General features: G+C 41.8%; 8 protein-coding genes. All 8 read right to left on the bottom strand.

Annotated features, from left to right (window positions below; all coding sequences use genetic code 11):
* Positions 1–86: 86 nt before the first annotated feature.
* A complete protein-coding gene (locus H9L23_RS15405) occupies positions 87–2,534 on the bottom strand; it encodes a glycoside hydrolase family 31 protein (RefSeq protein ID WP_187591252.1) in 2,448 nt (815 codons plus the stop codon).
* Between the two features lies 1 nt (position 2,535).
* Positions 2,536–5,043, bottom strand: a complete 2,508-nt coding sequence (locus tag H9L23_RS15410; protein WP_187591253.1) for a glycosyl hydrolase 115 family protein — start codon at positions 5,041–5,043, stop codon at positions 2,536–2,538.
* Positions 5,044–5,048: 5 nt separating this feature from the next.
* The gene (locus H9L23_RS15415) at positions 5,049–6,173 is read right to left on the bottom strand and encodes a glycoside hydrolase family 88/105 protein (RefSeq protein ID WP_187591254.1); all 1,125 of its coding nucleotides are present in this window, start codon (positions 6,171–6,173) and stop codon (positions 5,049–5,051) included.
* A 17-nt stretch (positions 6,174–6,190) separates the two neighbouring features.
* Positions 6,191–9,097 (bottom strand): exo-beta-1,4-galactosidase, encoded by a 2,907-nt coding sequence (locus H9L23_RS15420; RefSeq protein WP_187591255.1) that lies wholly within the window; start codon positions 9,095–9,097, stop codon positions 6,191–6,193.
* A 489-nt stretch (positions 9,098–9,586) separates the two neighbouring features.
* Positions 9,587–10,378 (bottom strand): rhamnogalacturonan acetylesterase, encoded by a 792-nt coding sequence (locus H9L23_RS15425; protein WP_187591256.1) that lies wholly within the window; start codon positions 10,376–10,378, stop codon positions 9,587–9,589.
* Positions 10,379–10,466: 88 nt separating this feature from the next.
* On the bottom strand, positions 10,467–11,234 hold the full coding sequence (locus tag H9L23_RS15430; protein ID WP_187591257.1) for a rhamnogalacturonan acetylesterase: 768 nt from the start codon (positions 11,232–11,234) through the stop codon (positions 10,467–10,469).
* A 36-nt stretch (positions 11,235–11,270) separates the two neighbouring features.
* Positions 11,271–13,118: a rhamnogalacturonan lyase gene (locus H9L23_RS15435; RefSeq protein ID WP_187591258.1), complete on the bottom strand. Its 1,848-nt coding sequence runs from the start codon at positions 13,116–13,118 to the stop codon at positions 11,271–11,273.
* 8 nt (positions 13,119–13,126) lie between these two features.
* Entirely contained in the window at positions 13,127–15,547 is a 2,421-nt protein-coding gene (locus H9L23_RS15440) for an MG2 domain-containing protein (protein WP_187591259.1), read from the bottom strand.
* Positions 15,548–15,583 lie beyond the last annotated feature (36 nt).

The raw sequence follows: 15,583 nt of genomic DNA on the forward strand, positions 1-15,583 counted from the left end.
TCCTTTTGTGGGTTGGAAAAACCCTAGTTTCATCGCTAAAAGATTCTTCGCTGCGCTCAGAATGACAAAACGCTTGCTAACCTATTCTAATTAATTTTGAAACTAACATCCCTACCATTATCCCCTCCTGATTTTATCCAAAGTATTTTTTGCTGCTCATCGTAAAACCAACCTGCATTTTTATCCAACAGATCGGCATTGCCAACGGGGTTAAGTTTCGTATCATTTTCTACCACCAATTTTGGTTTTGCATTACCCGTCCAATGGATTTTTGCCAGATACTTGTGCTTGCCTGGCTTAAATTGTCCGGCTGGCTTTGCTATTTTTAAAACCAAACCTAAAGTTGTTAAGGATGAAGTAATTTTAGTGATCGCAAAATTCCCTGTTTTATAATCAGCACTTAAATTATCATCTTCGTAAAGGTCATATTTAGATTCGCCAAAAGGGAAAATATCCAGGGTAATGACATCAACCGGTTTTTGGCCACTATAAATCATTTCGGGTTGCATCGGAATAATACTTCCTCCTTTTATAAATAATGGAATGGTATCTAACGGGGCCACCACATGGCGGTAACTTTTGCCTTCATACTTTTCGCCCGTCCAGTAGTTAAACCAGGTGCCTTCAGGCAAGTAAACCGAACGGGTAATGGCACCTTTTGTTGTAACCGGCGCCACCATTAAATTATCGCCAAACAGATACTGATCGCCAATTTCGTACACATTTTCATCATCCTGATGATTCAAAACCAAGGCACGCATCATGGGTAAACCCGTTTCATATTGCTGGTGCATACTGGTGTATAAATATGGGAAAAGCCTGTAGCGTAAAAGGTCGTATTTTTTGAAGTTCCTTAATGCATCATCGCCATATTTCCAGGGTTCTTTGTAGCCTGGGTGATCCATTCCAAAAACCAAAGCAATGGGACTGAACATGCCAAACTGTACCCAACGGATGTACAATTCGGGATCGGCCTGATGCTCGAAACCACCCATGCAATGCGCCCAGGAACCTACCCCAGAGAGGCCGATATTTAAACCTGCTTTAATTACAGGAGCAAAATATTGCCATTCGCTCGGCCAGTCGCCTGCAAAAATGTAAGGGTAACGTTGTATGCCTGAGTAACCCTCACGCGTTTGGTTTAAACCTCTAAAACCATTAAACTTTTCGAATGCTAAAAAAGGTGCTTTGGCATAGGCCACCGGAAAAACATTATGCAAACGCTCTGCATCTTTACCTGTTGGGCCCACTTTTTCGCTTTCGTTTGCTAATGCGCCGAAAGCACTTCCCTCGTCGGTTTTTAGAAATTTAGCCCCTAATTTAGCTACACGCATTACGCCGTTATCCCACCACCACTGGGTTGCTTTTTCATCAAAGAAGTTTACAAATTCGCCAGGTTTTCCATTTTCGGGATAGGTATAACCTTTTTCCCGGGCCTGATCCAATAAATTTAATTTTTTGGCATTATCAAACCTTGGGCGGAGGTGCAGACCTACCATTTTATAGTTCATGGCGTAAATGCTATCGAACATACTTTTGGGGTCTTTAAAAGTCTCTCTCCACTCAAAAGAGGTTGCTCCTTTACCTCCAATTTCTCCAAATAAACGCCAGGTAGAATCGAGCCAAAGTAAATCGACAGGAATGCCGAGTTCTCTGTATTTTTTGGCCAGTTCGACTACATAATGGTCTGAAGTTTTTTCTTCGTGCCCCCATGTACCGCCACTGTAGGTACCCGCATGAAGACCTAATGCAAACTGTGGTAACATCGGAGATTTACCTGTTATCGAAGTATAAGAGTTTAAAATTGCCGGAAAGGTTGGTCCGTAAATGAAATAATAATCCAGTTCACCATCTGCGGCTTTAAAGCTGTATTGTGTTTTGTTTGATGCACCCATATCCCACTCCGTGGCAAAAGAATTATGCAGGAAAATGCCATAACCTTTGGTGCTCATAAAAAATGGAACGGGACAATAGTTGGCTTCTAAAATATTGTAGGCACCAATGGCATGCGGCAAACCTTTGCCACGACCAACGTTTAAGGTTACTTTTTTGAAGCGGCGGTCCATAAAATCCATGCGCTCTCCAAAACCGAAGAAATGCTCATCGGCCTGCAGTTTTTTGGTTACGCCAACCTTTGTATTTTCTTTAGTAACTGATCCATTGTTTTCAGCGCTCAATAACTTTCCTTTTGAGTCAAAAACATCGATTTTAAACGGTGATTTGTTTAATTTAACAATCAACCTGGAAGTGGTGATGGTAATCTGATCTTTCTTTTCTTCTACTTTGGCCGAAACATCTGGCCAATTATAATTGATGACCATCAGGTTTTCATTCTTTTCAAACGCACCGCTCCAGCTGGTTCTTAACCTGAACATTTCGGCGGTACATAAATCGAATTTCACCTCACCTTTAGAGGTTGAAAATGAAATGGCGTTCCCCTGCCTTTTAAAACCGCCTTTGTAATCGCCTATGCTTTGCGAAAAGGCTGAAAAAGACAACAGCAATAAAAGAAGGGTTAAATATTTCTTCCACATATTATTTGATTTCCAATTGATTGATTACTACCCCAGGATCGAGCAAATAAATTTTTATCACTGATTTTCCTGCTTTAGCAACCTGATGTTTTGTAATTCCTGAGGCATAACCCTGCAGTACATTTTGTTTCCAGGTGTTATTTTCGGATGCTGGCGCCACATTTACTACTTGAGCCTGATCGCCATTGACGGCAATCGCATAACGCACTTTAATGCCGTTATTTACACCCTGAGTAGGCAAACATTTCACTTCTACCTGATGTTCACCAGCGGTTTCAAAATCGACCTGATAGGTTAAAAACGGAGCTGTATTTAGTGCATTTTCTGATATGCTTTTAGTGGTAAAGGGATAAACCGACATGCCACTACCGCCGATTCCCAAACCATTTATCGATTGTAACACAGTTCCTTTTGCTGCAAATTTATCCTTAAATTTTGCCGCACTGATCAAAACCGGTTTATTTTCTTTGGTTTGAGCTGTAGGTTGAGCCGCAATGCTTTCAGCCACTTTTGGCATGTCAAAAACAGGTAATTTGCGTGGTCTGTAATCCATTATTCCATTCCATTTGCCGCCAGCAATTTCTTCATTGTATTTTTTGGTGATGAGCTTGATCTGCTCAAAAGCATCTTTAGCTTTTTTAGAATAGCTTAAAGCAATTTGATCTCCTTTTGCTGCCAGTAACAAACTTTTTTTTGCATATAAAATCTTTTGGTTCATCAAATAAGCACCTTGAACCGGATAGAAAATCAGTTCGAAATAGGCATCCTTTAAACGTTCGGGCATTTGATCAGCCAGTTTTTTGGCCTGGTTGTAAATTTTTTCGTAAGCCATCAATCGTTCATCAGCCTGTGCATCGGTAATGTTTACACTGCCGATATGTTCAGGTTTGGCCTCGTGACCTAAACGGTAATAAACAGCTTTAATATCGGCAATTGGTTTTGCAAAGGCTGCGCCAAAAATTTCTGCCGCCCAGCTTTCGGCATATAAATATGCTTTTTGAGGCTCCCATCGATGAATATCCCAGGCCAAATCCATGGCAAACTGTGTTTCCATTTCGGCAGGCTTAATATCACCGACATTAATGACCCATAAACGGTCGGCTTTATATTGATAGGCCTTGGTTAATTCGTAAGAGATCAGTGATGGAGAAATAGACGAAAGCCACAAATAATCGTGAGGTGCACCCCAATAAGAAATATGGTAATAAACACCACTCCCGCCTGAACGTTTCTGCTCTTCGGGATTTGAAAGCTGACGAACATAACCATGGTTATCATCAGCCCACACAATCGTCACATCATCAGGCAATTTTAACCCCGCCTGGTAAAGCGACAAAACCTCTTTGTAAGGACAAAATATCTGGGGAATTGAATTAACAGGTTTGGTGCTATATTTATTTAAAATTTCACGCTGATCGGTAATGACCTGCCCGAGCAATTTTACTTTTTCGTTTTTGTCTTTTGGTCCTGGCATACTGCCATCATGAATGCCACGCATACCAACGGTATAAACCGATTCGTAGTTTTTGGCCTGCTGAACACGGTCTGTCCAATATTTTGCAATTTCGGGTTTATTGAGATCGTAACGCCATTCGCCGGGTTTCTTGCCATATTCATGCTCAAAATTCTCGGCCCACTCAAAAACATTGTTCCTCAGCATGGGTTCGCAATGGCTTGATCCTAAAACAATGGCATATTGATCGGCAATTTTTGGATTATCGGCATAAAAATAAAAAGCTTTTGTGGAGGGGTGCATGCCCGGCCAGATGTAATTGGCTTTTAACCGCAACAACAGTTCGAAGATTTTAGTATAAGTTTTTGGACCAATGTCTTTTACATCGGTATCCATATTTTTAGCGGCCCAAGGCTGAATGCCCCAATCTTCATCGTTGATGAAAATGCCGCGGTACTTTACTGATGGCGGACCAACCACACTTTCTCCAGCTTTAATATATAGTGCTTTCTTTAAAGCGGGTTTTACATCGGCCCACCAATTAAGGGGAGATACGCCAAGCATGCGCGACAATTCGAAAACACCAAAAGCTGTTCCCCGCCTGTCGCTGCCTGCAATTACCAATGCCCTTTTTACACCTTTGGTGGGATTTTCGATTACTGAAATGGAAAAGGTTTCCCATTTGCCCTGTAAACTCAGCGGATTTATTTTCCTGGTTTTTGCCAAATGATCAATCACTTTCGATTGCCCCAGCGTACCGATAATTACTGGATAAGCGCTTAAATTTTCATTGCCTTTTTTAACGGAAGGTGTAAGGTTGGTGAGTAGATGAATATCATTTTTAAAAGCTTCGGCGGCTATTGCAACTACCTCAGCATCCTTGGCATCGATATAAATGGTAGCGGCTTTATCCTGTTCTACGAGTGGGAAAGATAAGGGGATATTAGTTTCAGAAATACCAATTTTAACGCCAGGCATTTTTTGTGCCGAAAGTAATTGCGGTACTAAAAGCGACAAAATGATTATTGATAAAAATTGAAAATTTCTGAACTTCATTTTAATTATTTTTTCAATTTGTAAACCTCTGTTCCGGCTAATAAGAAACAGCCTAAACCATAGTCTTCAAAATCTGGTTTGCTGGTGTAAGTTACCGGCTGACCATCTTTAGGTTCTTTTCCGGTACCCTGTAAAAACCCTATAAAACCATTTTCCTGAACCGCATCTTTGGTCATTCCGTTCCATGCTTTTACGATCACGGGCAAATAAGTGGCTTTGTCTAAAATTCCCTGATTTACACCCCAGGCCATGCCGTACACAAATAATGCTGTGCCTGAGGTTTCTTTACCGCCAAAATGACCGTCATCGTGCAAGCTCACATTCCAGAAACCGTCGGTACGTTGCAGCGGCACCAGGGCTTTAATCATTTCGTGATAGGTTTTTAAATATTCATCACGGCCCACCGCATCTTTTGGCATGGTTTCCAGCACGCGAACGAAAGCAGCTACTACCCAGCCATTGCCCCGCGACCAATAACAATCTTCGCCATTGGGCTCTTTATATGGTGGCACAAAATCTTTATCCCTGCACCAAAGTCCATCTTTTGCATTGTATAAACCTCCACCTTCTACATTTTTGCTGTGCAGGTACATTTTATACATGTAATCGTAATAGGTGTTATCGTTATATAACTTCCCCAATTTGGCAAAAACGGGCATCGCCATTTGCAAAGCATCAATCCAGGTCCAATCGTTTACCTTGCCCGATTGAATCATCAGGTCAATTGATGCCTTGATGTCTTTAATACGCTCCGGCTTTTTATCGATGTTGTATAAATCAATGTAGGTTTGCCCACAGGCCTGGTCGTCGCCATTCCGGGTCTGGATGCCATTTCTCAAACCCCAGTTGTGTTTTTCGCCCCATTGTACAGCATAATCGTAATATTTTTGATCGGGGTTGATCTTGTTCAAAGCCATTAAACCTTCGTAATAAACGGCCCTTGTCCAGATATTGCTTGGCCTTTCCTTATTGGTAATGATTGATTTCCCGGCATCAGGCCACTTATTCATAAAATAAGCATTGGTTGATTTTAAAACTTTTAAAACCGCCTTTTTATTGGGCAGTTTTTGGGCAAATAGCTGCGTACTGATGATCAATAAAAATGCGGAACAGGATATAAATTTCTTCATGGCAATGTTTTTATTCGTTATTTCGATTTTGGCTTTGGCTTTAACTCATCAGGACTATCTTTTGTAAAAGTATCGAACTGAATTTTTGAAGGACTTTCGAAAATATCTTTGACGGTGTTAAAGGCTACTTCGTATTTTGGGTTAAATTGATCAGACATCATATATTGCTGTAAGCTAAAATAAAGCTGTTGTGCAGCAGGCGATTCTTTTAAATCGGGTGAAAGATTAGCACTGGATACAATCAGTTTTCCTTTGCCTACTTTGGCTTCTAAAACCAATGCCAGCCTTCGGTTTAGAAACCAGGTATCGATGGGCTGAATAACCGGTTTAAAGCCTGAAGGAAAATCTTCGAGATTCATGACCTGGGCTTTATTTACAATTTCCCACCATTGCATATCACTATGGCCTTCAGTAGGGAAGTTGTTAAATGCAGCATGTTTGGGATCGCAAAGAATGCCCAACGTATGTGGCGGGCGCATTTTAAACCACGATGTATTCCAAAAAACGGGTAAAAATGTCTGCACCACTTCTTTACCTTTTACTACTTTGCCTGCGGCATTCAGGAACACATTTCCACCCTCATCCAATACTTTTTTTGCCTGCTCATCCAGTTTATCAGTATAATAGAAACTGGTTTTAAGCTTCGGAAGCGTAGCCGGATAAACCCAGAAATTCCAGTCGTTGGCGTATTCTGTTCCTTCAATTTTAACTTCAAGGTTGAGCTGGCTTGCCTTTTGAATGTTATTCAATGCAAAATGTATATCGCCAATCTGGATGCAATTGCTTACCGGTAAAGTTTTCTGATCGAAATTCCCCTGACCTAAAACAATCCCCGTTCTATCTTTTATGGTCCACGAAATTTTAGCGTTAGTTAATGGAGCCTTTCCAAAATGGGCCACTTCTACAGCGGCATCTAAACTTTCGTTGTTGGTATAAACAAATTTTGGAGCTTTAAGCAAAGGCACCGTACTGTTTGAGAAACGTTTAAATTCTTTAGCCGTAATGTATCCTTTCTCGTCCCAAAAGGCATCCAAAACACCAACTAATGCTGTTCCCTGCCCAGGGTAATCATTTAAAGAGAGTAACTGATAGCCATTGTAATTGGGCGTTCTTAACGCTTTTTCGATTTCGTTTTTGTAGCATAAGGCCTGCAATTTACCTGATGCCATTAAAAAATCTTTTGCCTGACCGGCCATATCATGATCAGCCAGGTCTTCCTGAAACATTTCAAAGTTTTTAGCCCGGTAAACGCCGGTATATTTTTTGATTTCTTCAAAATTTGGAAACACACAGTACTGGCCCATTTCATGCGCTACAAAGGGAACGGTAAACTGTTCGATCTGTTTAGCGTAGGTAGAAATACTTTCAGGTTTCCGGCCCCAATCTAAGCCCCTGGCCCCGGCACGTACCATGTATTCGTTGTTCGGAATAACCGGCCAGCTACCGCCAACAGATGCACCTGTGTATAACCGCCTCGAATCTTTGGCTTTCCAATAGTTATTAAATTTGGTTAAATACTCTACCTGTTTACCGCGGGGCTCGTTGCCATAAGCCATCATGCAAAATGAAGCATAATTGCCATAGTTTTTTGTCATGCGGTTAGTTTCATCATAAATAAACTGATCGATGGGTTTTCCATCACCAATGGATGTACCGTGGTTTGCCCAGCTTGGCCCCTCGGGCTGCAAATAAAAGCCTGCTAAATCAGCAGCAATAAAAGCGGCCTCAGGCGGACACCAGGAGTGAAAACGCATGTGGTTTAAACCATGGTCTTTTGAGATTTTGAAAATTCTTTCCCAGGCCGCCACATCCATTGAGGGGTATCCGGTTAATGGGAATTCGCAGTTATTAACGGTACCGCGTAAAAAAACCGGGCGTCCGTTAATTTCGAAACTTCTGCCAACCGCTTTAAATTCGCGCATTCCAAACTGTACCTGCTTTTCATCTTTCTTGCCATCTTTAGACTGTAATGATGCGGTTAAGCGGTACAATGCCGGATCAAACTCGTCCCAGGTGGCAATTTTATCGCCCATTGGCAATTCAATTTCCACATTTCCTGTTCCGTTTTTTATTTGATAAGGAACCGTTACAGGTTTTACATTGAGGATATTTTTGGTATTAAAACTTTTGGCCGAAAGGGTTATTTTTCCGCTGGAGGCCATACCCGCACCGGCCTGAAGCTGAATTTTAACGTTAACCGATTTTTTCTTCAGGTCTGGATAAACCTGGATGTCTTCAAAATAAACCGGAGACCCTGCCTGCAAAAACATTTTGCCCACCACGCCGTTCCAGTTTCCCTGGGTATGATCGGTTAGGCTATGCGAATCCTGCCCCACATTGATGGCTTTAATCCGGTTATCGATCAATAAGGTGATGGTATGTTTACCTGCTTTTAGCTTGGCGGGGAGTTCGAAATTCTGCGCAACAACAAAAGTATACTGCGTACCAATTTCGATGTCATCAATCCAAACACGGGTTTCGGAATGTGGATATTCTAAAGATAAAACTACCCGCTGGCCTTTCCAGTTTGCAGGAATTTCCACATCTTTCTGATACCAGGCAGCACCGGTATAATGCTTGGCAGGTGTTAACCAAAAAGGGATTTTTATATTGCCCGGTTTACGGTATTTTGCCAGGCGGGGATGAAAAAAGTAAGAACTGTCGTAAATGCTGCCTGTCCATTTGGTTTTTAGGGTAATATCATCACCTTTCAGGTTTTCGGCCATTGAACCTGGCAGATTGATGGTTTCAGGCAATACACTTGAATACCATTTTCCTTTAACCCCCTCATCATTGGCATCGATTTTAAAGCGCCATTTACCTTTTAAAGAAATGCTTTGTCCTACAACGCCGGTAGAAAATAAGAAAATCAAACCTATAGTTGCTACTATCCATTTGGTAAATGCGAATGCCTTTATCTGCATATTTTTAAAAGAAATGAATGCAAAAGCATTCGGTATATCTGGTTAATCCACTATTATAAGGTTTAAAACAAACATGGGCAACCTGTAGTGTCCTGCTTCATGGTTTCGAACTGCTTTAAACCGTTTAAACAACGTTTATTAATTTGTAAAATATTTGCGACTGGTTAGTTGCACTACTACATTTAGTTTTTTCCTTAACATTGCGTCATTGCCGAGCAGGCGGGAATCTTAAAGCTTTTGTGTTTCATTCCGTTGACGATCTTTCTACTGATGTAGAAAAATCGTTCATTGCGAGGAGACTTTTTCTGCCGACAAGTATGGACTCCATCTCAACTGGCGCAACGCGAAATGGAGAGATCTTTGAATGTTATTACCGAAAAGTTTAAAGATTTCTCCATTACGCTACCGATGAAGAATCGGTAAGCTTCAGTCGAAATGACGATACCATATCGATTTACACAATAAATTATCCCTCAGCAAAACAGATTATTATTTCAAATAACTTTTCAGTTTACTCGTTTTCAATGCCTTTAAGCCCTCTACAACAGCTGCTGCGTTTACTTTTGCACCTTCTTCATTGGTATGGGTATGGTCTTTTTCGGTAAAATATGTTTTCACCTGAGCAGCAGACAAACCTGCATATTTATCTTTAATCAATTGATTTAAGGGGATAAAATCTACCTTTTCTGCCTGGGCAACCTCTTGCGCCCAACCGGCATAACTATCGTTAACCAACACCACCTGATCATCTTTAACTGGATTACGCGGAATGGAAGAGCAAACAATCGGGGTAGCGCCTTTTGCTTTAATATCATTAATAAATTTGCGCATGTACCAGCCGTAAGTATACACCACTTCCTGTTTTTTCTTAATGGGGTTATAGGTATCCTTACTTTCCATACCAATACCTTTAATTGTACCGCGGGCACGGGCGGTATCATCCAGCGGACTACTATCATTATGGCCAAACTGCATCATTACAAAATCGCCTTTTTTTACTTTCGCTAAAACAGCATCCCAAAGGCCATTGGTTTGGAAAGTCCTGCTGCTTGTTCCGCCTAGGGCATCATTTTCGACATTAATTTTATCAGTATCGAAGAAATTCGCGATAAAACTACCCCAGCCCCATAAAGCGCCATCGCCTTTACCTTTGCCATTTTTAACGGTAGAATCGCCGATGAGGAATAAAGTTGGCTTATCTTTTTGCTTTAGGATAATGCAGGAAGAAAAAGTGATAAAAGCGATTACAAGGATTGGATATAGGTATTTAGTTGATTTCATGGTTTATTTTTCCCTTCGCGGTTAATTACACAGATTGATTATTTCTATAAAACCCCGCAGGTTTTAAAAACCTGCGGGGTTTGGAAAATTAAAGCAGGTAGTTTTTTAGTTTACAGTCTTTTAATTGTTTGATGCCTTCTACAACCGATTCGGCATTTAATTTTGCACCTTCGAGGTTGGTATGGGTATGATCTCCGGGGAAAAAAGTTTTTACTTTCCCGGGGCCCATGGCGTCGTATTTATCGGCAGTAATTTTATTGAGGTCGACAAAATAAGCGTTTTCCTGTTGTGCAACTTCGGCAGCCCATTTGCCAAAACTTTGATCGGCGCGAAGCACTTTGCCTTCTTTGAATTCGTTTCTTGGTATCATGGAAACAACAATGGGTGTTGCGCCTTTGGCTTTGGTTTCGCGGACAAATTTGCGGATGTACCAACCATAAGTATGCACCGTTTCTACTTTACCATCAGGCCAGGTTAATACTTTTGTTTCTTCTCCGGTTCCTTTTAAAACACCTCTTCTGCCTGCTTTTGTGGTGTCGGGTTCGCTGCCATCGTTATGGCCAAATTGCATGGTGACAAAATCGCCAGGTTTTAAGGTTTCCAGAACCTTGTCCCACCTGCCTTCTGAAAGAAATGTCCGGGTGCTTCTGCCGGCCATCGCATTATTTTCGACGTGGATTTTTGTGGTATCGAACAATGCTGCAATAGGTGTTCCCCAGCCCCAGGTTTCTTTATTTGAATTCCTAACGGTTGAATCGCCAATGGTATGGAGGGCTGGTTTACCAGGCTTGATGAAAGCCGAGACCATGCTGATGATACCGATAACAGCCAGAAGTTTAAGTGATATTGATTTCATTTTATTATACTATTTTTTTTAAAATGCTCCTTTTGCCTATTTACGGGGCTCTACAAGTATGATATTGGGTTTTGGTGCTTTTTTCATCCCATAACCGAAATAAAACCCGGTATGCGGTGGTTGGTTGTAACCATCATTTTGCCAGGCAATGCTTAAACGGTATTGTGGATCGTGCATTAAGGTATAATTCCGGTAATCGGTTGGGATGGTTGTGGTATAAATCCTTAAACTTTGATTGTCGTAGGCCCTCAAAATCAGTTCCTCCCGCCAATCACCAAAAATATCGGCGCTTAAAGCCGGGGTAGATTTTGTGCCATTATTGGAAACAGCGCCATTAGCCGTCAACAAGCGACCACCGTTATACTTATCGATGTGGTTTCCATCCAAAAGTTCACGGGAAAGATCGCCATCCCAATAAATCAGGAAATTTGTAGAACGGGGCTGTTCGCCGATTCTGTTTCCTTTGATATCAAACAAACCATTTGAGCCCGACCACCACATTTGTGCACCCATGCGGGTATTATCTATATTATCGGCCACCCCTCTGCCCACATCTTCATCGTCTGATCCATGCCATAAAATTACTCCTGTTTTAGCATCATAAAGTGCAGCACCAGGGCCTTTCGTCCCTTCTTCAATTTCGTGTATGCCGAAAACCTCTAAACCAGGTCGCTCCGGATCGAGATCGGAAACGTGCAGGGCATCGCCATGCCTTAAACCTGTGGTATATAAACCTTTGCCATTATCATCCACACACATGGAGCCGTAAATAATTTCATCTTTCCCGTCACCATCTACATCGGCCACGCTTAAGTTGTGGTTGCCCATTCCGGAATAAGGGTTTTTACCATTTTTTGTATCGAAAACCCAGCGGGAAGTTAATTTTCCCCCTCTCCAATCCCAGGCAGCCAAAACCGTACGTCCATAATATCCGCGGCACATCACCACGCTGGGGTGTATCCCATCCAGATAAGCAATGCAGGCATTAAAACGATCTACCCTGTTGCCTGTGTTGTCGGTTTTACCATTTCCTCCGCTCCCTCCCCAGCCACTAATATCGCCTCTGGCCGGGATGTAATCTGTGGTAGCCAGGGCTTCTCCGGTTTTTCCGCTAAAAATGGTAAAAAACTCAGGACCATCTAATATTTTCCCGTTTTTGTTCCGATAATCCTTAGTCGAATCGCCAATTACTTTTCCTTTACCGTCTATTGTGCCATCAGCTGTTTTACAGGCAAATTCAGCAATTCCATCTCCATCTAAATCGTACACCATAAATTGGGTATAATGTGCCCCTTCCCTGATATTTTTGCCCAAATTAATTTCCCATAAAAAAGTGCCATCAAGTTTATAGGCCTGAAAAATTGGTGGATCTGTAAGCCCGTTTGAAGAGTTATCGCGACCCCGGCCGGTTTGATGCAGGATGATTTCGTATTCGCCATCGCCATCAAGATCACCAACTGAAGCATCGTTCGGACTATAACCGGGTGGTGTACGCAAAGGAATAGTTAAATACTGTTGGATGGGGGTTTTTGCGGCTAAAACAAAGGCTCTACTGGCCTCCTGTTCGTGGTTTTTGATAACCGGTTTTACAAAATAACTATTGTCTGCACTGGTATTTACACCAACATCGGTAAAATTTGTGCCTTTGGTCAATGGTGTCGGGTTTAATTTCTTTGGGCTTCCGCTACCCGTTTTACGGTAAAGGTTAAAAGCGATATCATCCGGTTCGGTGCCTAAAATCCGCCAGCTTACAAAAACAGAATCTGCACCCTGTTTAACAGCTACCATGCCACGCCCTAATTTTTCCATTTGCCGCTGGGCGAAAGTGGTGATGGAACAAAAGCTGATCATTAACAGCAAAAAGTATTTTAAAGGTTTAATCATTTCGGATATTATTGAACGGTATAGCTTGTTTTTGAGGATAAGGCTGCACCTTTTTGGGTAATGCCATCTGCCCTGATTACGATGTTTCCTTTGTTATCGCTATTGTAAAAGCTCACTTTAGCCTCCCCGTTTTCGTTGGTTTTTATTAATGGCGACCAAAAAACAGTAGTGCGTAAATCTCTATTCGCGTTTGCAGGATTACTGTAATTGGGCGAATAAAAATCGCGGGCAGTGTAATATCCGGTAAGGTTAATGTTTAGCAGATTGAGGCTGGTACCCCTTAATGCACTGTCTTTTAAATTGAGGCTGATGACGTACACATCATTACCGCTGTTGTTCACCAGGTGCTGAACTTTTACCTGGTTAACCTGGTCCATGGTTAAACTGTAATAATCGAGGCGCTCGGCTACCAATTCTTCCCTGTTATTCACTTTAATCCGCGGACGGATTTTTTTACCGTTTGAGATAAATGTGATGCCTTCATTCCCAATAGAATCGGCATCATCAACCGGTTGGGCACCACTTACTTTAGTGAGTAAAAAATGCTCGAGCCCTTTATAACTGTAATCGGCGTTTGTGATGTCGAATACCTGATCGGGATAACCAAAAGTCATCAGGGTTTGATCGAACATTTCGACATTTTTGCCTTTATTTGCTTTTACGTCTACATCATTTAAGGTTATGGAATCGCCAAACTTATAGGTGCGGTTATAATCCATGCGTTTGCTTATTTCAGCATCAATCTTTTTTGCAAAATCCTGCAATCCGTTTTTAAACTGGATGGCAACCGGTTTTTCTACCGAATCAATCTGCAGCCACCCTCCTTTTTTTCCTTTTCCATCCTGAGAAGAGATTTTTATGGGCTGATTCCCGTACCATTTTAATCCGTCGAAAAAGTAGTGCCCGTTCTGATCGGTTTGCGTTGCAAATAGCTTATCGCCATTAAAACCCGAGCCAAACAGCGTAACATTCATATTGGGCAATGGTTTATTGGCCAGTTTCTCGCGCACCAGGCCTTTAATGCCTAATCCGGCCTCGGGCAGATATTTTATTTTGATGGCACTATCTGCCAGTTTTTTCCATACATAATCCCTCCAGCCCTGTGTTAATAAAAGTAAATCAAGCTGTTTTAATCTGGCCGGATTATTATGATCGAAATATTGACCGGCATTTTTAATCTCGCCCTTAATTTCAGATTGGAGCAATAAATAGGATTCGATATTGGATCCATCGTCTGGGATCAGGCCATCTACTACAGCCAACGATAAAGCCATTTTTGCAGGCTGGCCCATCAAATCGGTAGCTTTAATATTCAGTTCTACTTTTTCGCGGGTTTTGTAGCTCGTTTTACCTGGTGTTATGGTCAGTCTGTTTTTGCTTTCCCCGTTAATAAAAACCAGGCGCTCACAATTTGGCCTTCCGGCATCATCAATTAGGGTAAGTACCGAAATGCCCTGGGGAATATCTTTTGTTGGAATAGAAACTGAAATAGCCTGTTTTGTCATTTTAGCCGTGCCGCTGTACACATTGTCTCCTGCATGTTTGATGATAATGGATAACGATTTCCCGTTAATTTCATTAAACAACGTTTCGTTTGCACTTATCGTTACTTTAAGCTGAAGGGAATCGCTGCTGAGGTGTAAGGCCAGGCCCTTTTTCAAAATCTGCGGTAATACCGCCGAAAACGGCTCCTTTCCGAATAATCCAACTACCTTATAACTTTCGTTTGCCTTAGGGTTAAAAGCGAAAATCCCCATGCCTGCATCGGTACTTTGAAAGGTGGTAACGGTATCGCCTTTTGAAGAGATTACACTTCCGCTTGCTTTAAGGCCATTGCCCAGGTCATCGTTGGTTTTAAAAGCCACCAAACTATTTAATCCTTCTACCAATGAACCGCCCTCGGGGAAAAACATGATGGATTTCTGCTTACCCGGATTTGCAGCTCCCGGAGGTTTTTTGTCAGCATTGCGGGTGGCGTAAGTGGCATTTTCTTTTAAATGATTGGTGATGAAAATACTTTTCTGAAACACAAAGTTGGTTCCAAAATTACGCATCCAGTTGGTATAGGCCCTGATGTTGTACCAACCTGATGGAATGGTATCGGCTATTTTGAAGTCGCCTTTACCCAAACCATTATCTAAACGGATGGTTTTTTTATCCAAAATGGCTGATTGAGGTGAAATCAATTCTACATATAAATTGTTGCTGGTTGAGGTTAAACTCGTGCTTTTTGCATTAACCAGATAGGCGCTAAACCAAATCTCCTCACCAGCGCTGTAATAAGTGCGGTCGGTTTGCAGGTACGTTTTTTCGAAAAACAATTTTATGGTTTCAGGAGGGCTAGTCTGCGCTACAGGCCTTTGCTGGGCAAAGCTGTAGGCTGATAATCCTAAAATCAGGGTCAGAACAGATAATTTCTTAATTGTCATCGCGTTCAATGCTTTGCTGTAATGGAATTCCCTTTT

It is taken from the genome of Pedobacter roseus (assembly GCF_014395225.1).
Taxonomy (GTDB): Bacteria; Bacteroidota; Bacteroidia; order Sphingobacteriales; family Sphingobacteriaceae; genus Pedobacter; species Pedobacter roseus.